At 66.6% G+C, this 25,143-nt stretch carries 21 protein-coding genes; 16 read left to right on the top strand and 5 right to left on the bottom strand.

Annotation, left to right across the window (positions count from 1 at the left end):
• Window positions 1–13 precede the first annotated feature (13 nt).
• Both ACNH6H_RS09500 and metK read right to left on the bottom strand, forming a co-directional pair.
• Window positions 14–1,126, bottom strand: coding sequence for a DNA glycosylase AlkZ-like family protein (locus tag ACNH6H_RS09500; protein WP_418317257.1), 1,113 nt, complete (start codon window positions 1,124–1,126; stop codon window positions 14–16).
• 358 nt (window positions 1,127–1,484) lie between these two features.
• Window positions 1,485–2,666 (bottom strand): methionine adenosyltransferase, encoded by a 1,182-nt coding sequence (gene metK / locus ACNH6H_RS09495; protein ID WP_418317256.1) that lies wholly within the window; start codon window positions 2,664–2,666, stop codon window positions 1,485–1,487.
• 196 nt (window positions 2,667–2,862) lie between these two features.
• On the opposite strand from metK, the gene ACNH6H_RS09490 reads away from it, so the two are divergent.
• The 5 genes from ACNH6H_RS09490 to ACNH6H_RS09470 all read left to right on the top strand — a co-directional run bounded on the left by ACNH6H_RS09490 (window position 2,863) and on the right by ACNH6H_RS09470 (window position 7,356).
• Entirely contained in the window at window positions 2,863–3,729 is an 867-nt protein-coding gene (locus tag ACNH6H_RS09490) for a lysophospholipid acyltransferase family protein (protein WP_418317255.1), read from the top strand.
• 13 nt (window positions 3,730–3,742) lie between these two features.
• Window positions 3,743–4,618, top strand: a complete 876-nt coding sequence (locus ACNH6H_RS09485) for a lipid A biosynthesis acyltransferase (protein WP_418317254.1) — start codon at window positions 3,743–3,745, stop codon at window positions 4,616–4,618.
• A 125-nt stretch (window positions 4,619–4,743) separates the two neighbouring features.
• Complete coding sequence (gene dapF / locus ACNH6H_RS09480) at window positions 4,744–5,616, top strand: diaminopimelate epimerase (RefSeq protein ID WP_418317253.1); 873 nt, start codon at window positions 4,744–4,746, stop codon at window positions 5,614–5,616.
• Window positions 5,617–5,677: 61 nt separating this feature from the next.
• Window positions 5,678–6,361 (top strand): DUF484 family protein, encoded by a 684-nt coding sequence (locus ACNH6H_RS09475; RefSeq protein ID WP_418317252.1) that lies wholly within the window; start codon window positions 5,678–5,680, stop codon window positions 6,359–6,361.
• On the top strand, window positions 6,358–7,356 hold the full coding sequence (locus tag ACNH6H_RS09470) for a tyrosine recombinase XerC (RefSeq protein WP_418317251.1): 999 nt from the start codon (window positions 6,358–6,360) through the stop codon (window positions 7,354–7,356). The genes ACNH6H_RS09475 and ACNH6H_RS09470 overlap by 4 nt, the downstream gene beginning before the upstream one ends.
• Before the next feature lie 156 nt (window positions 7,357–7,512).
• On the opposite strand, the gene ACNH6H_RS09465 is transcribed toward ACNH6H_RS09470, so the two are convergent.
• Window positions 7,513–7,779 carry a DUF4242 domain-containing protein gene (locus ACNH6H_RS09465; RefSeq protein ID WP_418317250.1) on the bottom strand — a complete coding sequence of 89 codons (267 nt, stop codon included), beginning with the start codon at window positions 7,777–7,779 and terminating at the stop codon, window positions 7,513–7,515.
• A 126-nt stretch (window positions 7,780–7,905) separates the two neighbouring features.
• On the opposite strand from ACNH6H_RS09465, the gene ACNH6H_RS09460 reads away from it, so the two are divergent.
• The 4 genes from ACNH6H_RS09460 to ACNH6H_RS09445 all read left to right on the top strand — a co-directional run bounded on the left by ACNH6H_RS09460 (window position 7,906) and on the right by ACNH6H_RS09445 (window position 11,066).
• Complete coding sequence (locus tag ACNH6H_RS09460; RefSeq protein ID WP_418317249.1) at window positions 7,906–8,787, top strand: LysR family transcriptional regulator; 882 nt, start codon at window positions 7,906–7,908, stop codon at window positions 8,785–8,787.
• Between the two features lie 128 nt (window positions 8,788–8,915).
• Window positions 8,916–9,260 carry a GntR family transcriptional regulator gene (locus tag ACNH6H_RS09455; protein ID WP_418317248.1) on the top strand — a complete coding sequence of 115 codons (345 nt, stop codon included), beginning with the start codon at window positions 8,916–8,918 and terminating at the stop codon, window positions 9,258–9,260.
• 6 nt (window positions 9,261–9,266) lie between these two features.
• The gene (locus tag ACNH6H_RS09450) at window positions 9,267–10,160 is read left to right on the top strand and encodes an ABC transporter ATP-binding protein (protein WP_418317247.1); all 894 of its coding nucleotides are present in this window, start codon (window positions 9,267–9,269) and stop codon (window positions 10,158–10,160) included.
• A 21-nt stretch (window positions 10,161–10,181) separates the two neighbouring features.
• Window positions 10,182–11,066, top strand: a complete 885-nt coding sequence (locus tag ACNH6H_RS09445; RefSeq protein ID WP_418317246.1) for a hypothetical protein — start codon at window positions 10,182–10,184, stop codon at window positions 11,064–11,066.
• A gap of 20 nt (window positions 11,067–11,086) precedes the next feature.
• Here the strand turns inward: ACNH6H_RS09445 and ACNH6H_RS09440 are convergent, their stop codons facing one another.
• Window positions 11,087–11,581 carry an Lrp/AsnC family transcriptional regulator gene (locus ACNH6H_RS09440; RefSeq protein ID WP_418317245.1) on the bottom strand — a complete coding sequence of 165 codons (495 nt, stop codon included), beginning with the start codon at window positions 11,579–11,581 and terminating at the stop codon, window positions 11,087–11,089.
• Window positions 11,582–11,721: 140 nt separating this feature from the next.
• Between ACNH6H_RS09440 and glmS the strand changes: the two genes are divergently transcribed.
• Complete coding sequence (glmS, locus tag ACNH6H_RS09435) at window positions 11,722–13,596, top strand: glutamine--fructose-6-phosphate transaminase (isomerizing) (protein WP_418317244.1); 1,875 nt, start codon at window positions 11,722–11,724, stop codon at window positions 13,594–13,596.
• A gap of 53 nt (window positions 13,597–13,649) precedes the next feature.
• On the opposite strand, the gene ACNH6H_RS09430 is transcribed toward glmS, so the two are convergent.
• A complete protein-coding gene (locus ACNH6H_RS09430) occupies window positions 13,650–14,264 on the bottom strand; it encodes a LysE family translocator (RefSeq protein ID WP_418317243.1) in 615 nt (204 codons plus the stop codon).
• Window positions 14,265–15,699: 1,435 nt separating this feature from the next.
• On the opposite strand from ACNH6H_RS09430, the gene ACNH6H_RS09425 reads away from it, so the two are divergent.
• The 6 genes from ACNH6H_RS09425 (at window position 15,700) to ACNH6H_RS09400 (ending at window position 25,138) form a co-directional block, all read left to right on the top strand.
• The gene (locus ACNH6H_RS09425; protein ID WP_418317242.1) at window positions 15,700–16,326 is read left to right on the top strand and encodes a MarC family protein; all 627 of its coding nucleotides are present in this window, start codon (window positions 15,700–15,702) and stop codon (window positions 16,324–16,326) included.
• A gap of 398 nt (window positions 16,327–16,724) precedes the next feature.
• Window positions 16,725–18,170: a bifunctional metallophosphatase/5'-nucleotidase gene (locus ACNH6H_RS09420; protein WP_418317241.1), complete on the top strand. Its 1,446-nt coding sequence runs from the start codon at window positions 16,725–16,727 to the stop codon at window positions 18,168–18,170.
• A gap of 11 nt (window positions 18,171–18,181) precedes the next feature.
• The gene (locus ACNH6H_RS09415; protein WP_418317240.1) at window positions 18,182–18,871 is read left to right on the top strand and encodes a c-type cytochrome; all 690 of its coding nucleotides are present in this window, start codon (window positions 18,182–18,184) and stop codon (window positions 18,869–18,871) included.
• A 95-nt stretch (window positions 18,872–18,966) separates the two neighbouring features.
• The gene (locus ACNH6H_RS09410; protein WP_418321274.1) at window positions 18,967–19,950 is read left to right on the top strand and encodes a c-type cytochrome; all 984 of its coding nucleotides are present in this window, start codon (window positions 18,967–18,969) and stop codon (window positions 19,948–19,950) included.
• Between the two features lie 349 nt (window positions 19,951–20,299).
• Window positions 20,300–21,628: a mechanosensitive ion channel family protein gene (locus tag ACNH6H_RS09405; protein WP_418317239.1), complete on the top strand. Its 1,329-nt coding sequence runs from the start codon at window positions 20,300–20,302 to the stop codon at window positions 21,626–21,628.
• Between the two features lie 120 nt (window positions 21,629–21,748).
• Window positions 21,749–25,138 (top strand): PAS domain-containing protein, encoded by a 3,390-nt coding sequence (locus ACNH6H_RS09400; protein WP_418317238.1) that lies wholly within the window; start codon window positions 21,749–21,751, stop codon window positions 25,136–25,138.
• Window positions 25,139–25,143: the final 5 nt, after the last annotated feature.

The following is a 25,143-nucleotide window of genomic DNA, read 5'->3' as shown; positions in this document are numbered from 1 at the left end:
AGCGGTGCCGCGTTCAGCCGATGGTTGCCTGAAGCATCAGAAATTGCCTGAGACGTTCGATCTCTTCGTCGAATGCAGTGGCAAATTCGCGGCTTGGCGGTGCACTGCCGGCGACGAATCCGCTCGCGACATCGAGCGTTGTTCCGCGCGCCGCGAGGTTGGTCCAGCCGATCACCTGCTCTCCCCACAACATCGGCAAGGCGTAATAGCCACGCTGCCGGCGTGCTGGCGGTGTATAGGCCTCGAAGCGATAAGCCCAGCCCCACAGCAGCTCGAAGCGGCGGCGGTCCCAGACGATCGGATCGAACGGCGCCAGCAGCCGCACCGCGTCGTCGGCCTGGTGGCGCCGCGACGCCGGGTCTTCGCCGGCCGGCCAGAACCAGTCGATGCCGTTGACGCGCGCGCTCGGCAGCCGCTGCAGCGCGCGCTGCAGCGCCGGGCGCACTTCGCCCGCCCACTGCGGCGTGCCGGCACGCAGCCGCGAGACGACTTCACTCAGGCTGCGTGCCGGCAGCGGTGCATAAAGATCGACGATGACATCGACCAGCGCGTCGAGCGATGTTGCCGCATCGACCGGTTCAGCAGCGTCGTCGATTGCCCGGACCGCAAACACCCGCGTTCCGCCATCGCGCCGGGCCACGCGCAGCAGACCGAGGTAGTGCATCGCGTCGAGCAGTTCGGTGCTGGCATTCGACGTGCCGCCGAACCAGTTGCGCGTCTTGCCGTGGGCAAAGTGCTGGTCGACCTCGCGCGGATGGACCACACCGCGTTCGCGGACGAACTCGAGCACCGCCGCAGCCTGCGCCGAACGCTGCGTCGACCAAGGCTGCGGCGGCGTCCGCGGATGCATCAGGTCGACAATCCTGCGCGGCAGAAAGCCGTAATTGATGAAGAAATCTTCCTCGACGTCGAGCCGCGGATAACGCCGCTCGAGTTCGCCGGCCTGGTAGTCGGCGACCCGATGGCGCAGGATCAGGTCCTGCGCCCGCGCCGGTGCACGGATCGGATCGGCCTGGACGAAACCGAGACGCCTGACCGCCTGCGGCAAGGTGGTCGGCCTGAACAGGCTGCGCGCGACGGCGTGGCGGCGCAGATCGTCGAGCGTGGGCGTCCTGGAAGAGGGCATTGGTGCGGATCATGCCTTGCCGATGCGAGGCTTGCAGACGAACGAAAGGGGCCAAGTGGCCCCTTTCTCCACATCGCTGGCGCGATGTGAGCCTGCGCTGCAAGGCTGCCGGACTGGCGTCCGCCGGGATTACCGCCCAGCCGCTGCCCGAAGGATCTAAGCCTTATCAGTTGTTGGTCTCCTCTCACATCGCTTCGCGATATGAGCGTCGCCCAAGCACCGACACCGCGCTTGCGCGCGGCGGGCTTACAGCCCGGCTGCTGCGCGCAGCGCAGCAGCTTTGTGGTCTCCGCTCACATCCGCTGCGCGGATATGAGCGTCGCCCCAAGGCGCAGGAGGCGCTTCGCGCCTGCCGGGCTTACAGCCCGGCCGCTGCACGCAGCGCCTGCGCCTTGTCGGTACTTTCCCAGCTGAACTCGGGTTCGTCGCGGCCGAAGTGGCCGTAGGCGGCGGTTTTTTCGTAGATCGGGCGCAGCAGGTCGAGCATCTGGATGATGCCTTTCGGGCGCAGGTCGAAGTGGGCCTGCACCAGTTCGGCGATCTGCTTGTCCGGGATCACGCCGGTGCCTTCGGTATAGACGGTCACGTTCATCGGCTTCGCGACACCGATTGCATAGGCAACCTGGATCTGGCACTGGCGCGCCAGGCCGGCGGCGACGATGTTCTTCGCGACATAACGGGCGGCATACGCGGCCGAGCGGTCGACCTTGCTCGGGTCCTTGCCGCTGAACGCGCCACCGCCGTGCGGGCAGGCGCCGCCGTAGGTGTCGACGATGATCTTGCGGCCGGTCAGGCCGCAGTCGCCCTGCGGGCCGCCGATGACGAAGCGGCCAGTCGGGTTGATCAGGTATTTGGTGTTCTTCAGCCACTCGGCCGGCAGCACCGGCTTGATGATCTCTTCGATGATGGCCTCGTTGAACGAGGCCTTCATCTTGTGCGCGGTTTCGCTCTGGTCAGGGCTGTGCTGCGTACTCAGCACGACGGTGTCGATGCTGTGCGGCTTGCCGTCGACATATCGCATCGTCACCTGGCTCTTCGCATCCGGGCGCAGGAACGGCAGCCGGCCGTCCTTGCGCAGCTGCGCCTGGCGCTCGACGAGGCGGTGCGCGTAGTAGATCGGCGCCGGCATCAGTTCCGGCGTCTCGTCGCAGGCGTAGCCGAACATCAGGCCCTGGTCGCCGGCGCCGGTATTCAGGTGGTCGTCGCTGGCGTGGTCGACGCCCTGCGCGATGTCGTTGCTCTGCTTGTCGTAGCAGACCATCACCGCACAGCCCTTGTAGTCGATGCCGTATTCGGTATTGTCGTAGCCGATCCGCTTGATCGTGTCGCGCGCGACCTGGATGTAGTCGACGTGGGCGTTGGTGGTGATTTCACCGGCCAGCACGACGAGGCCGGTATTGGTCAGCGTCTCCGCAGCGACGCGCGAGCGCGGGTCCTGCTTGAAGATTGCATCGAGAATGGCGTCCGAGATCTGGTCGGCGACCTTGTCGGGGTGGCCTTCGGAAACCGATTCGGAAGTGAAGAGGAAGTCGTTTGACACGCGGGTATCTCCAGAAAAAACAACAGGTTGCAAACTTGCGTTGCCGGTTCTGTTGTCAGGGATCCGCGGCGAACGCTTTAGCAGGATTTGTTGAACCAGGCGCCATGGCGCTCGATCCGGCGGTGGCCGGTCAACCGGCTTCCGCATCGCCCCGCAAGTAGTTCAATAACTCGGCGATGCCCGCATTATACGAAGCATGTTGAAACTTTTCCGCTGGATGTCGCGCTGGCCGTTGCGCTGGTTGCACGCGCTGGGCACGGCGTTGGGCTGGCTGGCCTACGGCTTGTCGCCAACCTACCGGCGCCGCTTCGCCGCCCATGTCGAGCAGGTCGGCATCGGCAAGGCCGCGGCGCGCTCGGCGGTGGCCTCTGCCGGCCGGATGGTGGCCGAACTGCCGCGGCTGTGGCTGGGCGGCGCGGCGAGCGTGCCGTGGCGCTGTGTCGGTGATGAACTGGTGCGCGCCGCGCTCGACAACGGCAAGGGCCTGCTGCTGCTGACGCCGCACCTCGGCTGCTTCGAGATCACCGCCCAGGTCTATGCGATCAACCACGGCGCCGAGCACCCGATCACCGTGATGTACCGGCCGGCCCGGCAAGCCTGGCTGCGCGACGTGATGGCCGGCTCGCGCGACCGGCCGGGCATGACCGCGGTACCGGCCGAACTGAGCGGTGTGCGGCAGATGATGCGGGCGCTGAAGCGCGGCGACTGCGTCGGGCTGCTGCCGGACCAGGTGCCGCCGGAAGGCATGGGTGTATGGGCACCGTTTTTCGGCCGCGACGCCTACACGATGACGCTGGCGGCGCGGCTGGCACAGCAGAGCGGCGCCGTGGTGCTGCTGACCTGGGGTGAGCGGCTGCCCGACGGCGCCGGTTATGTCGTCCATTACGAGCCGCTGCCCGAGGCCTTGCCGGCCGATGCCGATGCTCAGGCAGAATCGGCTGCAGTGGTCAACCGGGCGATGCAGCAGCTGATCCTGCGCTGCCCCGGCCAGTATCTCTGGGGTTACCACCGCTACAAGGCGCCGCGCACACTGGCTGCGTCCGGCAGCACGTCTGCAAACTGAACGAGGACACCTCTTGGCGTCACGCCTGCTGCTGCGCTTGATCTGGCTGATCGCCAGGTTGCCGCTGCGCGTCCAGGCGGCGCTCGGCCGCGGCCTCGGCCGGATGTTCTGGTGGTTCGGCCGTTCGCGCCGGCGCGTCGCATTGCGCAACCTCGAGCTGTGCCTGCCCGAGATGGCGCCAGCCGAGCGCGAGGCGCTGGCGCGTGAACATTTCTGCTGGCTCGGCCGCAGCCTGCTCGAGCGCGGCCTGCTCTGGTATGCGCCGGTCGAGCGGCTGCGCTCGCTGATCCGGGTCGAAGGGGATGTCGGCCTCGCTGAGCGCAGCGAGCGGCCGGTGATGTGGCTGGTGCCGCACTTTCTCGCCCTCGACGTCGCCGGCGTGGCCACCCAGATCTTCCAGAAGCGCAAGGTCGGTTCGATCTACCAGCAGCAGAGCGATCCGGTATTCGACGCCGCGATGCGCGCCGGCCGGCTGCGTTTCGACGGCGGCGAGATCTTTCCGCGCAGCGACCGGGCGCTGCCGCTGGTGCGGGCGATCAAGCGCGGTTATGCCTTCTTCAACCTGCCGGACATGGATTTCGGCGCGCGCGATGCGGCTTTCGTGCCGTTTTTCGGCGTCGATGCCGCGACGCTGCTGGCGCCGTCGAAGATGGCGCGCTCGTTGAACATGGTCGTGCAGCCGGTGGTCGGCGAACTGCTGCCCGGCGGCGACGGTTATCTGGTGCGCTTTCTCGAGCCGTGGCCGGACTGGCCGACCGACGCTCCGCTGGCCGACGCGCGGGCGATGAATGCCTGGATCGAGACCGAGATCCGCCGCAACCCGGCGCAGTACCTGTGGGTGCACAAACGGTTCAAGACGCGGCCGGAGGGGGAGGCGTCGCTGTATTGAGGTAACGCCGCACGCCGGGAATCGGGGCTGAAGCCCCTCCTACAAGGCGCAACCTCTGTGGGAGGGGCTTCAGCCGATTCAATCTGAACCGCGCAGCGGCGAACACCCGGCGGATAATCGAAGCCATGAAACTGCGCTTCACGAAGATGCACGGCGCCGGCAACGATTTTGTCGTGCTCGACGCGACCCGCGCGCCGCTCGGCCTGACGGCCGAACAGCTGCGCCGGCTCGGCGACCGGCGCTTCGGCATCGGCGCCGACCAGATTCTCGTCGTCGAGGCCAGCCAGACGCCGGGCGTCGATTTCCGCTACCGCATCTTCAATGCCGCCAGTGGTGACGAAGTCGAGCATTGCGGCAACGGCGCACGCTGTTTTGTACGTTATGTGCACGACAAGGGCCTGAGCGAGCGCACGACGCTGCGGGTCGAGACGCTGAACAACCGGCTCGAACTGCGGCTGCAGCCCGACGGCCGGGTCACCGTCGACATGAATGCGCCGGTGTTCGAGCATGCCCGCCTGCCGTTCGACGCAAGCGGCCTGCAGTCGCGCCCGGTCGGCGATTTCGAGTTGTGGCCGCTGCAGCTCGGTGACGGCGTCAGTGCCGAGTTTGCGGTGTTGTCGATGGGCAATCCGCATGCGGTCTGCCGGGTCGACGATGTCGAGCGCGCGCCGGTCGAACTGCTCGGCCCGCAGGTCGAGGCCCATGAGCGGTTTCCGCGGCGAGTCAATGTCGGCTTCATGCAGATCGTCGACCGAGGTCATGTCAAGCTGCGCGTCTTCGAGCGCGACGCCGGCGAAACGCTGGCCTGCGGCACCGGCGCCTGCGCCGCGGTGGTCGCCGGCATCCGCCTCGGCTGGCTCGACGAAGAAGTCGAGGTCGAGACCCGCGGCGGCAAACTCGGCATCGCCTGGCCAGGCCGCAACGGCGACGGATCGTCGGCGCATGTGCTGATGAGCGGGCCGGCAACCACCGTCTTCGAAGGCGAAATCGAGCTGTAGCAGCCGCGCCGCGTGCGGCAGAAAACTTCCCATCCCAGCAAGACAGCAAAAGGAAACAACCGTGAGCGTCGAAGGCATTACCGAAGCCGATATCGCCAACTACCTGGCCAATACCCCCGGCTTCTTCGAGCGCCAGGCCGAACTGCTTGCGACGATCCAGCTGACGAGCCCGCACGGCTCGCGCGCGGTGTCGCTGCAGGAGCGGCAGATGGAGATGCTGCGCGAAAAGATCCGCGGCCTCGAAGGCAAGATCATCGAGATGATCCGCAACAGCCAGGAAAATGTCGCGATCGCCGACAAGCTGCATCGCTGGACGCGGGTGTTGTTCCTGACCGCGAATGAAGCGCGGCTGCCGGCGGTGCTGGTCGACGAGCTGAAGGAGCAGTTCCTGATTCCGCAGGGCGCGATCCGGGTCTGGGGCGCGGCCGAAGCCCATCCCGAGCAGGAATTTGCGACTCCGGTCAGCAGCGACCTGAAAAGTTTTGCCGCCAGCCTGACGATGCCCTATTGCGGGCTGAACGGCGGCTTCGAGGCGGCGACCTGGTTCGGCGATCCGGGCAGCGTGATGTCGTTGTCGATGATCCCGCTGCGCCACGGCAGCGGCGACAACGCGACCTTCGGCCTGCTCGTCCTCGGTTCGCCGGACCCGACGCGCTATGCGGCCGACATGGGCATCGATTTTCTGCAGCGCATCGGCGAGGTCGCCAGCGCCGCGTTGTCGAGGCTGCTTCCGGCGCCGGAATGAGCCAGCCCCGGAGCGGCATTGCCGCATCGTCACATGGCGCTCCGGAGCTTCCGCTGGCCGGCGAATTGCTGGCCGAAGAGCTGCAACAACACCTGAACTACCTGCGCGTCGAGCGCCGGCTTGCCGAACGTACGCTGGCGATGTACGGCGAGGCCTTCGTCCGGCTGCAGCGTTTTGCCGGCGCCGCCGGCGTCGCGCTGCGCGAAGTCAGGGTCCACCATGTGCGCAGCTGGGCGGCGCAACTGCACCGGCTCGGGCTGGCGCCGCGCAGCATCGCGATCGCATTGTCGGCCTGGCGGGGTTATTACCGCTGGCTCGGCCGCCAAGGCGCAATCGACGCCAACCCGGTCGACGGCGTGCGTGCGCCGAAGGCAGGCAAACCTCTGCCGAAGGCGCTTGCGGTCGACCAGGCGGTCGCGCTTGCCGACCACCGCGGCAGCGTGCCGGAGCGATCGGACCCGGTCTTCGGCATCCGCGACCGCGCGATCGTCGAGCTGCTGTACGGCTGCGGCTTGCGTGTTGCCGAACTGATCGGCCTCGACCTGCGCGCCGGGCGAGACGGCGGCGGCTGGATCGATGCGGCCGACGGCCTCGTCTTTGTCGTCGGCAAGGGCAGCAAGCGGCGCAGCGTGCCGGTTGGCGAACATGCGCTGCGCGCGTTGCGCGCTTGGCTCGCGGTGCGCGAGCAACTCGCCGATGCCGACGAGCCGGCGCTGTTCGTCAGCCAGCGCGGCAGCCGGCTGACCGATACGCAGCTGCGGCATCGGCTGAAGCAGCAGGCGATCGAGGCCGGCATCCCGGCGCATGTCCATCCGCACATGCTGCGCCATTCATTCGCAACGCACCTGCTGCAGTCGAGCGGCGACCTGCGCGCGGTGCAGGAGCTGCTCGGCCACGCCAACATCACGACGACGCAGGTCTATACCAAGCTCGATTTCGGCCACCTCAGCAAGGTCTATGACGCTGCCCATCCGCGGGCGCGCCGCAAGGGTTGAAAGGCTGCGCCTTTCAACCTTCGGTCGTTTGCACGGCTCCCCCAGCCCCCTCCGGGAGGGGCTCCAGCTTGTTCCACGGCACCCTCCAGCCTCCCTCCGGGCGGGAGGCTCCAGTCAGGGTGACGATGGCCTGGCGCGCGGCGCCAGGCCGGGGCGTCACTGGGGCGTCAGGTCGTAGGCCTCGACGATGCGGTCGAACGGAATGTTCGCGCTGCGGTTTGCCTTCTCGACCGCCGCTGCATCGCCGGCCTCGAACAAGCACATGCAGCAGCCGCTGTCCGGCACGAATGTCGAGCGGACATATCGCACCGGCGTGCCGTCGGCGGTCATCTGCCGGGTGGTGGCGATCGCTGCCTGCTGCGCGGCAGCCAGGTCGCTCATCGGAATGCCTTTCAGCGAGCGTTCGACCATGTAGATGCTCATCTCGGATCCTCCTTGGTTGGTGGGTAGATCAAGCCTAGGCCGGACGCGTCGGCGGGGGAAGACCGGTTGGGTTATCGATGGATAACCCATACACTGATTCGGCAATGTGCAGACGTGAGGGCGACGATGGACTTGCGCAGGATCAGCTATTTCCTGGCCGTTTGCCGGCACAACAGCTTCTCGCGCGCCGCCGACGAATGCGGCGTCTCGCAGCCGGCGCTGACGAAGGCGATCAAGGCGCTCGAGGCCGAGGTCGGCGGCGAACTGCTGCACCGCGAAGGCCGTCGCCTCGTCCTGTCGGAACTCGGCCAGATGCTGCTGCCGTATCTGCAGCGCCTCGCCGGCGAACAGGATGCGGTGCTGACGGTGGCGCGCAACTACAAGCTGCTGGCGCAGGCGCCGTTGCGCATCGGCATCCTGCCGACGATCGGGCCGCTGCGGATCGGCCGCTTCCTGCGCGTCTTCCGCGATGAACATCCGGGTATCGAGCTGGCGGTTTCCGAAGGTTCGGTCGGGCAGCTGACCGAGCAGCTCGAACAGGCCGCGATCGACGTCGCGATCGCCAACCTGACCGGCCGCATCGACGACCGCTTTCGCCAGCAGCTGCTGTACCGCGAACCCTATCTGGTGATTTTTCCGCCGGGCCACCGCTTTGCGCAGCTCGAGACGGTGCGGCTGGCCGACCTCGATGGCGAGGACTATGTCGACCGGCTGGCCTGCGAGATGCGCGAGATGGTGATGCAGGTCGTCGGCGAGCGCTCGATCAGGCTGTATGCGCGCTACCGCAGCGAACGAGAGGACTGGGTGCAGACGATGGTCGCCGCCGGGCTCGGCTTCGCCTTCCTGCCCGAATATTCGGTGACGATGGCCGGCACGCAGTCGCGGATGCTGACCGAGCCGTCGGTCGCCCGCGACGTGCATGCGGTCGAGGTGCGCGGCCGGCCGCGCACCGCGGCGGCATCGCTGTTTCTGCAGGAACTGGCTGGTTTCAACTGGACGGTGCAGTAAGCGGGCAGCGCTTCGCTTCCGGCCGGGCTGCGGCCTGTCGCGCGGATCGGCATTCCGTCGCAAAAACGCGCCGGTTGCGCAGGCGCACCACTACAGTGTGCTACCTCAGCAACACACCCCCTTGGACGATGCAGCAATGGGACGACAGGCTGCCGCTTTACCGGCAGCTCGCAAATCGCCTGGCCGGCGCGCTGCTCGACGGCGATCCGCCGGAGGGCGAGGCGATGCCGTCGGTCAGGACATTGGCCGCGCAATACCTGCTGAACCCGATCACCGTCGGCAGGGCGCTGCAGGCGCTGAACGAGGATGGCTTGCTGGAAAATCGCCGCGGCATCGGCCTGTATGTGCGCCCGGGCGCGCGGGCAGCATTGCTCGCCGCCGAGCGCGAGCGATTCCTGAACGACGAATGGCCGCAACTGCGGCAACGGCTGCGCCGCCTCGGCATCAGCCGTGACGAACTTGAATGGGAGTGACCCACCTTGTCTGAACCAAAATCACCGGACGATGTGCTGATCAGCGCGCGGGACCTGACGCTGCGTTATGGCGCGAAAGTGGCGCTCGACCAACTTGCGTTCAATATTGGCAAGGGCCGCGTCGTCGGCCTGCTCGGCCACAACGGCGCCGGCAAGACCTCGCTGCTGAAGGCGATCGTCGGCCTGGCATCGCACCAGGGCGAGCTGACGGTGCTCGGCCTCGCGCCGCAGCGCGACCGGGTGCGGTTGCTCGAATCGCTTTGTTATATCCCCGACGTCGCGGTGCTGCCGCGCTGGGCGCGTGTCGACCAGCTGATCACGCTGTGCGCCGGCCTGCATCCACGCTTTTCCGCCGAGCGGGCACGCGCGCTGCTGCAACGCACCAGCATCGGCGCGCGCGACAAGGTTGGCAGCCTGTCGCGTGGCATGGTCGTGCAACTGCACCTGGCGCTGACCGCGGCGATCGACGCGCGGCTGATGGTGCTCGACGAGCCGACGCTCGGCCTCGATGTGTTGTCGCGCAAGGCCTTCTACGAGCTGCTGATCGACGAATGGTGCGATGGCGAGCGCACCGTGCTGATCTCGACCCACCAGGTCGAGGAGGTCGAATCGCTGCTCAGCGATGTGCTGATGCTCAACGACGGCAAGCTGGTGCTCGACATCAGCCTGGCCGACATCGAACAACGTTTTGTCGCGCTCGGCCATGAGCCGCAGGTGGCCGATGCCATCGCCGCCGCACACCCGCTGCTGCGTTACCGCCAGCATGGCCAGTCGGCTGCGCTGTTCGACGGCGCGCCGCCGCCGGACATCGCCGCGCTCGGCCAGCGGCTGCGGCCGAGCCTGGTCGACCTGTTTGTCGCATTGACGCGCCGGCCCGAACTGAACCCGTCGCAAGGCTGAACCGCCGCCATGGAGATCGAGATGAACCGTTTTCCCACCCTGCTGCACCGCGAATGGATGCAGCACCGTCGTGGCTGGCTGCTGCTGGCGGTGATACCCGCAGTGCTCGCGTTGCTCGCGGTGCCGTTCGGCCAGATTCGCATCGAAGGATTTGTCGGCGCGCCGATGCTGGCAGCGATTGCCATCACGATCTACCTGATGGCGCTGCTCGCGCTGGCGCTGGCTGCGATGCTGATCCAGGCGCCGGGCATGGCGCGCCGCGATCAGCAGGACCGCAGCATCGAATTCTGGTTGTCGCTGCCGACCAGCCATTGGCAAAGCGTCTCGGCAACCCTGCTGATGCACCTGCTGCTGATGCCGCTGCTGGTGCTGGCGATCAGCGTGCTGGCGGCGCAGCTGATCGCGCCGCTGCTGGTCGTCAATGTGCTCGGCGTGCAGGCGCTCGGCGAATTCACGGCCACCGAATGGGTCATCTTCAGCGCGGCCGGCGTGTTGCGCCAGCTGCTCGGTTTGCTGTTCGCGGTGTTGTGGTTGTCGCCATTGATCATGCTGGCGATGGCAGCATCGGCCTGGCTGAAAGGCTGGGGCGTGCCGGCGCTGGTCGCCGGGCTGGTGATTCTCGGCCTGCTGCTGCAGCAGCTGACCGGGCATACGCTGGTCTGGCAGGTGCTCGGCTTCTGGTGGGCGCAGGCCAAGGTGGCGGCGCTGCCGCTGCTGCGTGGCGGCATCCCGTTCGAGTCACTGGCCGGCAGCGACGCCGCGATGGGCTGGTTTCGCGACTGGCTGCTGCACGATACCGCTCAGCTGCTGCGCGATGCCGTGCACCCCGGCATGGCCGGCGGCTTGCTGGTGGCCGCGGGCGGCTTTGTGCTGCTGATCTGGCGCCGCTCGCGGCCCGGCAACTGACGTCGGGCGACAGTGGCAGTTCAGTCTGCCGCCGGCAGGCTGATCCGGGTTTCGAACTTGGCCCGGTGGACGCTGAAAAAGCTTTTCACGTTGCGCACATTGGCATCCTGCGTGAACAGCCGCTGCACCAGCGCATGCCAGGCCGCCATGTCGGGCACCTGCAGCTGCAGCATGAAATCCGGCCCCGGGCTGACACGGTGGCATTGCTGGACCGCCGGCTCGGCCACTGCGCGCTGCTCGAACGCCGCCAGGTGCTCGGCGCCCTGGTGATCCAGCGTGATTTCAGCAAAGACGCTGAGCCCGGCGCCGATCTTCATGTGGTCGAGCAGCGCAACCCGGCGCACGATCACCCCCGCATCCTCCAGCCGCTTGACGCGGCGCAGGCAGGTCGCCGGCGAGGTGCCGACGAGGTCCGCGAGCGCGTGGTTGGTCAGTGATGCATCCTGCTGGAGCTGGGCAAGGATGCGGCGATCGGTTGTGTCAATTGGGAAAGAAGGGGTGACTACTTCGTTCATCATGCTGGCATTTTTGGAATAAAAATCCACCATCTGTGATGAGTGAAATAATAGACCATATGTCGCAGAAAAACGAACGCATCGTTCGTTGACATCCCTCTACCATTAGCCACAACACAATTTCCAACAGGTCTATCCCCATGTGTGGCATCGTCGCAGCCGTCAGTTCGCGCAACATCGTTCCGATCCTGATCGAGGGCCTGAAGCGGCTCGAATACCGGGGTTATGACTCGTGTGGCGTCGCCGTCCACCAGGCCGGCGAACTGCGGCGCGCGCGCAGCACGTCGCGGGTGGCCGAGCTCGAGGCCAATGTCGCGAGCGAAAACGTTGCCGGCAGCACCGGCATCGCCCACACCCGCTGGGCGACCCACGGCGCGCCGCTCGTCCACAACGCCCATCCGCACTTCTCCGGCAAGCGGATTGCGCTGGTGCACAACGGCATCATCGAGAACCACGATGAGTTGCGCAGCGAACTGGTCGAGAAGAACTACAACTTCACCAGCCAGACCGATACCGAGGTGATCGCCCACCTTGTCGATTCGTTCTACGAGGGCGACCTGCTCGAGGCGGTGCAGTCCGCGGTGCAGCGGCTGAAGGGTGCCTTCGCAATCGCGGTGTTCTGCCGCGACGAGCCGTTCCGCGTCGTCGGCGCGCGCGAGGGTTCGCCGCTGGTGCTTGGCGTCGGCACCGACCCGTCGACCGGCGAAGCGGGTGGCGAACATTTCCTGGCGTCTGATGCAATGGCGCTGGCCGGCGTCACGAACCAGATCTGCTACCTCGAGGATGGCGACGTCGTCGACCTGCAACTCGGCAAGGTCTGGATCAGCTCGTGCCACGTCGACATCGTCGAAGGCACGCAGTCGGGCCGCTTCCGGCCGGTGCAGCGCGACGTGCGCACCGTCGTCGCGCACAGCGGTGCCGCCGAACTCGGCCCGTACCGCCACTACATGCAGAAAGAGATCTTCGAGCAGCCGAAGGCGATCGCCGACACGCTCGATGCGGTGCCGGGCATCTCGCCGGAACTGTTCGGCGACGGCGCCTACGGCATCTTCAAGGAAGTCGACCAGGTGCTGATCCTCGCCTGCGGCACCAGCTTCTACAGCGGTTCGGTCGCGCGTTACTGGCTGGAAAGCATCGCGAAGATCCCGACCACCGTCGAGATTGCCAGCGAATACCGCTACCGCTCGAGCGTGCCGAACCCGCGCACGCTGGTCGTCACGATCAGCCAAAGCGGCGAAACCGCCGATACGCTGGCGGCGCTGAAACATGCGCGCAAGCTCGGCATGGCGCACACGATGACGATCTGCAACGTCGAAACGAGCGCGATGGTGCGCGAGTGCAAGCTCGCCTACATCACCCGCGCCGGCACCGAGATCGGCGTCGCATCGACAAAAGCCTTCACGACCCAGCTGGTCGGCCTGTTTCTGCTGACGCTGGCGCTGGCGCAGACGCGCGGCCACCTGAGCGAGGAGCGCGAGGCCGAGCATTTGAAGGCGCTGCGGCATCTGCCGGTCGCGGTGCAGGCGGTGCTGGCGCTGGAGCCGCAGGTGATGGCCTGGGCCGACGTCTTCGCGCGCAAGGAAAATGCGCTGTTCCTCGGCCGCGGACTGCACTACCCGATCGCGCTCGAAGGCGCGCTGAAGCTGAAGGAGATCAGCTACATCCACGCCGAGGCCTATCCGGCCGGCGAACTGAAACACGGCCCGCTCGCGCTCGTCACCGCGGAGATGCCGGTCGTCACCGTCGCGCCGAACGACGAACTGCTCGAGAAGCTGAAAAGCAACCTGCAGGAAGTGCGCGCCCGCGGCGGCGAACTGTTCGTCTTCGCCGACGGCGACACCCGCATCGTCAGCACCGAAGGCATGCACGTGATCCGCATGCCCGAGCACTACGGCTCGCTGTCACCAATCCTGCACGTCGTGCCGCTGCAGCTGCTGGCTTATCACACGGCCGTCGCACGCGGCACCGATGTGGACAAGCCACGCAACCTCGCGAAAAGCGTGACGGTGGAGTAGGAAGGCTGTTTCCACCACGCGCAGGCCAAGCCGCAGCCCGCGTGTGTTGTCCTTCATACCGTCACCATCCAGGCGGCGGTGGCAAGAAGGATCAGCGCCATGGCACGGTTGAACCACAACAGGCGCTGGCCTTGCGACAGCCAGCGGCGCAGCACCGAGCCCATCACGGCATAGGTGAAGTTGCTGGCGAATGCGAAGAACACCATCACGCCGCAAATGATGGCCAGGCGCTGGCCCGGGTTGGGGGCGGGTGCACCGGCGGCATTGACGACCCAACCGGCGGTCAGCGTCAGCGCCAGCATCCAGGCCTTGATGTTCACGAACTGCAGGCTGACGCCGCCCCAGAAGCTGATCTCCAGTTTCTGATTGTCGACCGTGGCCAGGCGCGTGGCCTGACTGAGGCGCCAGGCCAGCCACACCATGTAGGCGACGCCAACCAGCTTGACGGCCCAGCGCAGGGCCGGCACTCCGAGCACGATGGCACCGACGCCGAACCCGCACGTCAGCATCAGCAGCGTCCAGCCGGTAGGCACCGCCAGACAGAAGCGCAGCGTACGGCGCAATCCGTGATTGGCGGCCATCGCCGTCGACAACATCGTATTGGGCCCCGGCGAGAAGCTCATGGCGGTGCAAAACACCAGCAAGGCGGTAATTTCAGTGGCGTGCATGGGGAGGGGCGGAATCGATGGGCCGCCAGTGGGCTGGCAGAGGGCCTCCCATACTCTAGCTTGCCGAAGCAGTGGACGATCACATCGGCACGCGCTCGCCGATGATGCCATTCACGCGCCGAGGCATGGGAGGCGGATTCAAATGGTCGATGCCAGGGGCCACGGGCATCGAGGTTGTCCTAGCTCCGCAATTTGATGCGCCGAACTGGCGGTCTCGACCCGGAGCGGCCGTCCAGCTCGCAGGCTGCGCTGACTTTTGTGGGAGGGGCTTCAGCCCCGATTCGGGATGGTGGTGTTCGGCGGCTCTCACCCGCAGACCGAGCGGCGCGGCAGGCGGCACCCGGTCGTGGCTCATGATGCGGCGGTCCTCGCTGGCGCTCGGACTGCGCTGCGATGCTCGGTCCAGGGTCGCGCGGCGGAACTCGCTACGTTCGCTGCGCTCACTGCGCTCGGACAACCGCCGCGAGTATGTTTGTTGATGCTCGCTGCGCTCGCCGACCCTGAACCTCCGCTTCTCGCCGCCGCATAAATCGCCCCGCCCGGGCACCGCCTGCCGCGCAGTGACGCTGGTGAACTTCGTCGAAGTCCTCGGTGCTGCCGCAAAGGCGTGGGCGGGTGGCTGCTGGCGCGCATATGCGCAGCCGAGAAGCGCAGGGCTTGTGGCCCGCGAGCGCAGCGAGCATCAACAACTGACTTGTCGCGGACTGTCTGAGCGCAACGAGCGAAGCGAGTGCAGCGAGTTTCCGCGACGGGCCACAAGACCGAGCATCGCAGGGAACCCGAGCGCCCGGCGCGAGGGCAAGCATCTAAGCGCAAGCGGCCGCCCGACCGCGCCTTTGCTCTCGGTCGCGCGAGGCATTCCGCCACCGCTGGTGTCGCCCGCCGCTCCCGCTCGGTGTCGGCCTGTGCCACCACCCCGAATCGGGGCTGAAGTCCCTCCTACAAAAGTCAGCCCCGCGCAAAATCAACGGCCGCTCCTGGCCGGGACGAGCCAAAGCAGACTTGAAGTTGGCCGCCATAAAGCAGTCATCCAAGGTGGGCCAATTCGGGAACATCAGAGCGGATCACCAGCGTCCGGTTATGGCCGACAAACGCCGACCGCGATAGCGCCTGAGAGCTGCCACTCAATTCGGTCCGATGCCGCCGCCAAGGACGCCGATCGCTCCCTGCGGCAGTTGCCGGCCGGTGCGAACGAGCGCGTGGCGCTCATCCCGATGTCGCCGAAATAGACATCAATTGAAGCCAAGTGGCCCGATGGATCGGACCGCCATCCCCAACGATGGTTTGAAGGCACTCATCTGGACGGTTCGGTGCTGAAGCGGTGGATCAACGTCGGAATCGAGATCGTCATGCCGGTGCTGCTGCTATGGTGGTACCTGCTTGCCCGTGGATGACGAGGCGCTGCGCAGCCGGCGCTGTGGGAGGTAGGTGACTGATGCTCGAAACTGCCGGTCTGGCCCTGGCCACGTTTTTCGCCACCATCGGGCCGCTCGATGTGGCCGCCGTGTTTGCGGGACTGACTGCGAACCAGACGCCGCAACAGCGGCGTTCACTGGCGATTCGCGGCACGCTGATCAGCGCCGCCATCCTCGTCGCGTTCGCGCTGGTCGGTGAGCCGCTGCTGAAAACGCTGGGCATCACGCTGCCGGCACTGCGCACCGCCGGCGGCATTCTGCTGCTGCTGATGGGGATCGAGCTGGTTTTCGCGCGATCGTCCGGCGCCAACTCGACGACTGCGGAGGAGGAGCGCGAAGCGGCCGGCAAGGCCGACATCGCGGTGTTCCCGCTGGCCACACCGCTGATCGCCGGGCCTGGTGCAATGGGCGCGGCCATCCTGCTGATGGCGAACCAGCAGGGCAACTTCGTCGGTCAGGCGATCGTGTTGGCATCGCTGCTGGCGATTCTGCTGCTGACCTTCGTCTCGCTGCTGCTGGCCGGGCGCATCAATGCGCTGCTCGGCGTCACCGGCATGCATGTGATCATGCGCGTGATGGGCGTCATTCTGTGCGCGCTGGCCGTTCAATTCATCTTCGACGGTATCCGCAACAGCGGCCTGATCTAGAGGCAATCGCCGGCGAAGGCCTTGTGCGAAGCAAGCCGCCAGTCGCTTCCGGCCCGGTGCCGTCCGGGCGTTGTCGCGAGGTTGGTTTCGCACTGATCATCTCGGCCCATCGCTTGTCGTAATCACTGCGGGAGCTCGAAAACGCTCTCGGCGTCCGGCTGCCGCAGCGCGATCGGCGCCGCGCGGCGGCGACGCACGCCGGCGCGACCTGCCACCGTGATGCGCTCGCCGATCAGTTGCTGATCGCGCCGTCACCGTGCACGCAGGTGCTCGGTGCCTCGATCCACCGGCAGCATCTCGTGGTGCGTTCCTACACAGCGGTTGGATTCCGGCTGCTTTTCTTGTGTATCGACGGGCAGCACGCTGGCGGCTGCTCGACTCAGCGTACCAGACCGAAGATGAACGATCGCCGCCTGACCATCCTGCAGGTCAATGACCTGCACGGCTACCTCGAGCCGCATCCCGAAGTGTTCCGCGGCAGTGGAAGTTTCGATTACCGGACCTGTGGCGGGCTCGCGCGGATTGCCAGCATCTTCAAACGCGTTCGTGCCGAACGCCCTGGAGCAGTGCTGGCGCTGGACAACGGCGACACCTTTCACGGCACCTATGTCGCGGTGCAGTCGAAGGGCGAAGCGATGCTGCCGCTGATGAATGCACTCGAATTCGATGCGATGACGCTGCACTGGGAATTCGCCTACGGACCGGCGCACGTGCGCCGGCTCGCTGCGGCACTCGACTATCCGACGCTGGCGATCAACATCTACGACAAGGCCTCGGGCGAGCTGGTTTTTGCGCCGAGCCGGGTGGTCGAACGTGCCGGGCTGCGGATCGGCATCATCGGCATCGCATCGAACATCGTCGACAAGAGCATGCCGCCGAGTTTTTCCGAAGGCGTGCGCTTCACGCTCGGCAATACCGAGTTGCCCGGGCACATCGACCGCTTGCGCAGCGTCGACAAGGTCGACCTGGTGGTCGTGCTGTCGCACCTCGGATTTGCGCAGGACGCCAAGCTCGCCGGCGAGGTGCCGGGCATCGATGCGCTGATCAGCGGCCACACCCACAACCGCCTGTACCAGCCGGTGTGGATCGGCAGCACGCCGATCATCCAGTCGGGCTGCCACGGTTCGTTTGTCGGACGCCTTGACCTGACGGTGGCCGATCGCAAGATCGTCGACGTGCGGCACGAACTGATCCGTGTCGACGAAGCGGTCGAGGCCGATCCCGAGATGGCGACGCGGGTCGCGGAGACGCTTGCGCCGCACCGCGCATTTCTCGATCAGGTGGTCGGGCGGGTCAGCAGCCCGCTCGACCGCGCGACATCGCTCGAGGCGTCGATGGACAACGTGCTGCTCGACGCGATTGCGGCAGCGGCCGGTACCCGGCTGGCTTTTTCGAACGGCTGGCGCTATGGCGCGCCGATTCTCCCCGGCGACGTGACGATGGAGCAGTTGTGGAACATCGTGCCGACGCATCCGCCGATCTCGACCGTCGAACTGACCGGCGAGGAACTGCGGGCGATGCTGGAAGCCAACCTCGAGCGCACCTACTCGCCGGATCCGTATTGCCAGATGGGTGGTTTCGTCAAGCGTTGCCGCGGGCTCAACATGTACTTCAAGATGGAAAACCCGAAAGGCCACCGCATCGAGGATCTGCTGGTCGATGGTGCGCCGGTGCAGCCCGGCCGCAGATACCGTGCGGCGATGCTCGGCGAACAAGGCGTCCCTGCCAAATATGGCAGCCAGCGCCAGAAGCTGGAAGTCGATGCGATCGAATCGTTGCAGCAATGGTTTGCGCAGACCGATGCGGTGAGCGGCCGGCGGCGCGGAACGGTGGTTGCGATATGACAAGCGTCGTGATGAGCCTGCAACGCGCCGTGGTCGCCTTGCTGGGCATGTCGGTGATGGCGGTGGCTGCCGCAGATGGCGCGGCGATCGCCCGGAAGGGCGCCGCAGCGGCGGTGGCTTGCCAGGGTTGCCACGGTGTGGCGGGTGAAGGTGTCGCACAGGCCGGCTTCCCCCGACTCGCCGGACTGGGCGCGGTCTACCTGCAGCGACAACTCGCGGCCTTCGCGGACGGTTCGCGGGTCAGCCCGGTGATGTTGCCGATCGCGAAGGCGCTGACGAAGGCCGATCAGGCGGCAGTCGCAGCGTATTACGCCGCAATGCCCTATCCGGCTGCGCCCTCGGCGGCGGCGCCCGCCCGCCCGGCACCGCCCGGATCCGGCGCGGCTCGCACTGCCGCTGCAAGCGATGCCTTGCCGTCGAACCTCGGCGCCACGCTCGCGACCCGTGGCAGGTGGTCTGACCAGTTGCCGGCCTGCGAGCAATGCCATGGGCCCGGCGGCACCGGTGTCGGCGCCGAGTTTCCGGCGCTGGTCGGGCAGAGTTCGGCATACCTCGCCGCGCAGCTGGCTGCATTCAAGTCCGGCGCGCGACCGGCCGGCCCGTTGTCGCTGATGGCCGTGGTCGCGAAAAAATTGTCGGCGGCCGAAGTCACTGCGGTGGCCGAGTACTACGCCACATTGCCCGCGAGGACAAATCGATGACGATCACGCGTCGGAAATGGGCCGTCGGCGCCGCTGTCATGCTGGCGCTCGTCATGCTCGGGCTCTGGTCGGCGAGGGTGTTCGATTACTGGAGCATGCGGGCCTACTCCGATCGCAGGGTGGCTGAAGTCAAACAGTCTGCACCTGCGGCTGCCGCATCGGCGCCTCAGGACGCTGGCGACCTGGTCGGCGACCCGCCGCGGGCCGATCTCGCTGCGCCGGCGCGATTGGCAGGCGCCCGTGCGGCGTTTCAACCGCCGCCGGAAAGCGAGATCCCGAACGACGACTTCGGTGAGGTGATCCGCCGCGGCCGCGAGATCTTCGTCGATACGCCGCGTGCCGCAGCGGGCTATGTCGGCAACAGCCTGCGTTGTGTCAGCTGCCATCTCGATGCCGGTCGGCTGGCGGACTCTTCACCGATGTGGGCGGCCTATGTCAGCTACCCGGCGTACCGCAGCAAGACGCGAAGCGTGTCCAGTTTCCAGCAACGCCTGCAAGGTTGCTTCGAATACAGCATGAACGGCAAGGCGCCGCCGCTCGGCGCGCCGGAGCTGGCGGCTCTGGAGAGTTATGCCTACTGGCTGGCGTCGGGCGCCACGCTTGATCCCAACCTGCCGGGCCGGGGTTATCCCAAACTTGCTGCACCGGCACAAGCTCCGGACCATGGCCGCGGCAAACAGGTCTACGCAGAAAACTGCGCGGTGTGCCACGGCGCGGATGGCGCGGGCCAGCGCGGCGCGGATGGCAGCGCGGTATTCCCGCCGCTGTGGGGTCCGGATTCATTCAACTGGGGCGCCGGCATGGGTCGGATCAGCAATGCCGCTGCCTTCATCAGGGCCAACATGCCGCTCGGCCTGGGCGGCACACTGACCGACCAGCAGGCCTGGGACGTTGCGCTCTACATGAACAGCCATGAGCGTCCGCAGGATCCCCGCTACAAAGGCAGCGTCGAGGCCACGCGCCAGGCCTTCCACGATACCGACGACTCGATGTACGGCCGCGAGGTCTTCGGCAAGACCCTTGGCGCAAGCGGTCCGCCGAAACCGTTCCGGCCATCGATTGCAACGGCCTCGCGCTGAAAGGCGCTCTCGCGCCCAACCATCGAGGCGTGCAGCAACTTCATCGTCGTCACCGGGTACTGCCGGCCCTCTCGTTGAGCGCAGCGATGCTCATCGGCAAACTGGTGATCGCCATCGATGGCGCGGGCTGAGCCCGTTGTCCGATAAGGCGGGCCGCTCGGGCGCGTCTGCTGCTTCCAGTTGGCCGGTCAGCGCTCGCCTCGCCCGCTGAAGAGGCCATACTCCGGTCCGTGAGCGACACCTTGTGTGGATCGCAGGACAGTTGTTGGCTGTGCGGATTTCGATCGCTCCGCAGCCGGCCGATCGAACTGCGCGCAGATGACGGGGACAGTGGATGCAACTGGAAGACTTGAACCGATCCTGGCAGCAGTCCGTCGACGCGGCGCAGACCGCCCTGACGCAGCCCGAAACCTACACCCAGGCCGCGATCATCGTGGTGATCTATGCGATCGCCTTCTTCGTCGCGAAGCGCATCCGCAAATACGCGCCAGTCCTCGACGACGACCGCATCACCGATGCGTCGCACCCGGTGCTGCGCTTCATCGCCAACTGCGGCAACCTGATCTTCCCGCTGACCGCGATTTTGTTGCTGCGCGTTTCGGCCGAACTCAGCAGCACGCTGCTGGATCAGGACTGGCTGCTCAGAACCGCGTTGACGATTGCCTTGCTGCTGCTGTTCGTCTCGGCGGTCAACGATTTCATCGGCAGTGCGCTGGTGCGGCAGATCTTCAAGCTGATCGGCATTCCGCTGCTGCTGCTGCATCTGCTCGGCCTGCTCGACGACCTGGTCCGGATCCTCGACTCGATCTCGATGAATGTCGGCAACATCAACATTTCGGCCTACGGCATCGTTCGCGTCGCGATATTCGGTTCGCTGCTGTTCTGGCTTGGTCGCATCTCGAACCGTACCGGACGCGAGATCCTGAACCGGCAGACCGAGCTGCACCAGAGCACCCGCGAAGTGGCGTCCAAGCTGCTCGAAGTGGCGACCTTCGTGATCATCGTTCTGCTGCTGCTGAACGTGATGGGCATCAACCTGACCGCGCTTGCGGTATTCGGCGGTGCGCTCGGCGTCGGCCTCGGTTTCGGCCTGCAGGCGATCGCGTCGAACTTCATCTCGGGGCTGATCATCCTGTTCGATCGTTCGGTGACGGTCGGCGACTACGTCGAGTTCGACGGCGGCCGCGCCGGCACGGTGCGCGAGCTGACGCTGCGCTCTACAACGCTCGAGACCTTCGAAGGCAAGGACGTGATCGTGCCGAACGAGAAGTTCATCGTCGAGACCTTCATCAACTGGACCCACAAGGACAAGCGCCAGCGCTACCGCGTCGATTTTTCGGTCGCGTACAGCAGCGACATCGATGCGCTGGTCGCGCTGATCAAGGGCGTCGTCGCCTCCCATCCGAAGGTGCTGAGCGGCGACGATCTGCCGATCGAATACCGCCCCGATTGTGAAATTGCCAGCTTCGGCGATTCCGGCGTCAACATGTTCGTCGAGTTCTGGATGGAGGGCATCGACGACGGCAAGAACCGTGTCGGCGGCGACCTGTTGCTGATGATCTTCAATGCGCTGCGCGAACACGGGTTCGAGATCCCGTTCCCGCAGCGCGAGGTCCGGGTGCTGAATCCGAATTTCAACGTCGGCCCGTTGCAGAAGCAGGAGCCGGAGCGGGGGTGATCGGGCCGACGGCGCATCGGGGCGCCCGGACCGAATTCCGGCATCTTGTCCGACACGCGCACTGAAATTTGTCGGCGACACTGGCAGCCTTTTTGCGTTCAGCACTCGACTGGGCCACGAATGACTTCCGTCGTCCGCCGTTTACCGCCATTTTTGGCTGCCGCTGGGGCGGTCGCCGGCCTGCTGCGCGCGCTCGACTGGTCGCGCACGCCGCTGGGCCCTCCGGAAAGCTGGCCCGCGGCGGTCTGCACGCTGGTCGAGATGATGCTGGTGTCCAACCAGCCGATGTTTCTTGCCTGGGGCCCGCAGCGCACGTTGATCTACAACGACGCCTACTCGATCATCCTCGGCAGCAAGCATCCGGCCGCGATGGGGCGCGACTTCCTTGCCGTCTGGGACGAGATCCGCGCCGACCTCGTGCCGATCGTCGATCAGGCCTACCGCGGCGAGCCGGTGCAGATGGACGATATCGAGCTGATCGTGCGGCGGCATGGTGTTCCCGAGGAAACCCACTTCTCGTTTTTCTACTCGCCGGTGCGCGACGATTCGGGCACGGTCAACGGCCTGTTCTGCGCCTGCACCGAAATCACCGCCCAGGTGCTGGCCGAGCGCCGTCTGCGCGACAGCGAGTCCCGCTTGCGCGGTGTGCTGAGCAACATGGACGAAGGCTTCGCGCTGTTCGACCGCGACTTCCGCATCGTCGATGTCAACAGCGAAGCAGCGCGCCAGGACGGCCGCGGCCTCGACGAGATGCTCGGCCGCTGCCTGTGGGACCTGCACCCCGGGTTGGAATCCTCGCCGGTCGGGGCGATGTATCGCCGGGTGTTGCGAGACCAGGAGGCCGGCGTGCTGGAATTCCCCTACCGGTGGCCGAACGGCAAGGATGCCTGGCTGGAGGTAAGGGCCTATCCGACCGGCGACGGACTGGCAGTGTTTTTCCGCGACGTCAGCGAGCGGCGGCGCATCGCCGAATTGGCGGCCGCCTCGGCCGAAAGGCTGCAACTCGCACTCGATGCCGGTGCGATCGTCGGCACCTGGGTCTGGGATGTGCCGGGCAATCGATTCGTTGCCGACGCCCGTTTTGCCCGCTCGTTCGGCCTCGACAGCGCGTTGTGCCAGTCGGGTCTGCCGCTCGAGTGGGTGATGGAATCGATCCACCCCGACGATCGTCCGCGCGTCGGCGCCGCGATCGGCGAGGCACTCGCGCAAGGCGGCCAGTATCGTTGTGAATACCGGGTCCGGCCGCAGGAGGGCGGTTACCGCTGGATCGAGGCGAACGGCCATGTCGAGTTGAGCGCGCAGGGCGAGCCGCTGCGTTTTCCAGGCGTGCTGCTCGACATCGAGGAGCGCCGCCGCGTCGAGGCTGAACGCGATCACGCCACGGCGCTGCTGCGCACCTTCATCGAGGCGGTGCCCGGGGTGGTTTATGCAAAGGATGCCGAGGGCCGGATGCTGGTGGCCAACCGCGGCACCGCGGAATTGATCGGCAAGCCGCCGGAGGAATTTCTCGGCAAGACCGATGCCGAATTCCTGTCCGACCCGGCCGAGGGCGCAGCGGTGATGGCAAATGACCGGCGCATCATGGCGTCCGGCCAGACCGAGCAGATCGAGGAAGAGGTTCGTCGGCCCGGCGGCGCGCCAGCCTATTGGTTGTCGACCAAGGCACCGCTGCGGGATGCCGAGGGTCGGGTGGTCGGCCTGATCGGCTCTTCGGTCGACATCACCGAACGCAAGCGCGAGCAGGAGCGGGCCCGGGTCGAGGCCGAGATGCTCGACCTGCTGAACCGGACCGGCGCCAGGCTCGCCGCGGAGCTCGATCTCGACAAGCTGATCCAGAGCGTGACCGACGCGGCGACCCAGCTGACCGGGGCCCGCTTCGGTGCCTTCTTCTCCCGGCGCGACGACGACCACGGGGGCGCATTCGTGCTGCATGCGCTGTGCGGCGTGCCGCGTGAAGCCTTCGAACGCTGGATGGACGCGCGCCCGACGCCTGTCCGCGAGCACCGCTTCGACGGTGCTGCGCCGGTGCGCATCGCGGACCTGGTGCAGCATTCGTCCGCCGGCAGCGGTTTGCTGCGCGATGGCCTGGCCACCGACGAGCTGCAGCTGCGCAGCTACCTCGCGGTATCGGTGGTGTCGCGCACCGGTGAGGTGATCGGCGGCCTCGTGTTCGGGCATCGCGAGCCGGGCGTATTCACCGAGCGCGCCGAGCGGCTGGCCACCGGCATCGCCGCACAGGCCGCAGTGGCGATCGACAACGCACAGTTGTATGCGCAGGCCCAGCGCTCGGCCGCCGAGCGCAAGCAGCTGCTGGAAAGCGAGCGCGCTGCGCGCACCGAGGCCGAGCGGGCGAGCACGCTGAAGGATGAATTCCTGGCCACGCTGTCGCATGAATTGCGCACGCCGCTCAGCGCCATTCTGGGCTGGGTCCATATCCTTCGCCGCAAATACGATGGCGGCGACACGACCTTGCTGAAGGGCGTCGAGGTGATCGAACGCAGCACGCGGGTGCAGACCCAGCTGATCGAGGATCTGCTCGACATGAGCCGCATCCTGTCCGGCAAGCTGCGGCTGGACAAGCAGCCGGTGGCTCCGCTGAGCTTCGTGCAGGCTGCCGTCGATGCGGTGCAGCCGATGGCCACGGCCGCCGGCGTGCGGATCGAAACCGAGTTCGAAGACGTTGCTTTCACCGTCGAGGGCGACAGCGGCCGGCTGCAGCAGGTGATGTGGAATCTGCTGGCCAATGCCGTCAAGTTCAGCACCGAAGGCGGTGTGGTGAAGGTCGGCATGACGACGCGGGAGGGCAGCGCGCAGATCTCGGTCAGCGACCGCGGGGTCGGCATCGCGGCGGATTTTCTGCCCCATGTCTTCGATCGCTTCCGGCAGGCCGATGGCTCGATCACGCGCCGTTTCGGCGGGCTCGGCCTCGGCCTGTCGATCGTGCGCCGGCTGGTCGAGATGCATGGCGGCTCGGTGCAGGCCGCAAGCGCCGGTCCGGGCCAGGGCGCCACCTTCACGGTGATGCTGCCGTTGCAGGCCGAGCGGCTGGTGCCGGCGCGCAGCCCGCAGCGGCGGCCGCACGTCGATGTGGACAGTGCCGACGTCGATCTGGCCGGCCTGAAGGTGCTGGTCGTCGACGATGAGCCCGATGTGCTCGATCTGCTCGGCCGCGTATTGCAGGACGCCCGGGCAGAGGTCGTTGCGGCGCCGGACGCCGCCACCGCGCTGGCTGCATTCGAGACCCATCGGCCGCAGTTGCTGATCTCCGACATCGGCATGCCGCAGACGGACGGTTATCAGTTGCTGCGTGAGATTCGCCGACTCAGGAGTCCCGGTGAGCAGGTATGCGCGATTGCCCTGACCGCGTTCGCGCGACCGGAAGACCGCCGCAGGGCGCTGGAGAGCGGTTTCGATCTGTACCTGAGCAAGCCGATCGAGCCGGCAGATCTGGTGATGCGGGTCGCGGATCTGGCAGCGCGGTGCGCCAGGACAGCAAACGTCCGCGTCTGACCGTG

The sequence above is a fragment of the Pseudideonella sakaiensis genome, assembly GCF_048320135.1.
Lineage (GTDB): Bacteria > Pseudomonadota > Gammaproteobacteria > Burkholderiales > Burkholderiaceae_C > Ideonella_A > Ideonella_A sakaiensis_A.
The sequence above is the reverse complement of the archived record's forward strand: the minus strand, read 5'-3'. Positions and strand labels throughout refer to the sequence as shown.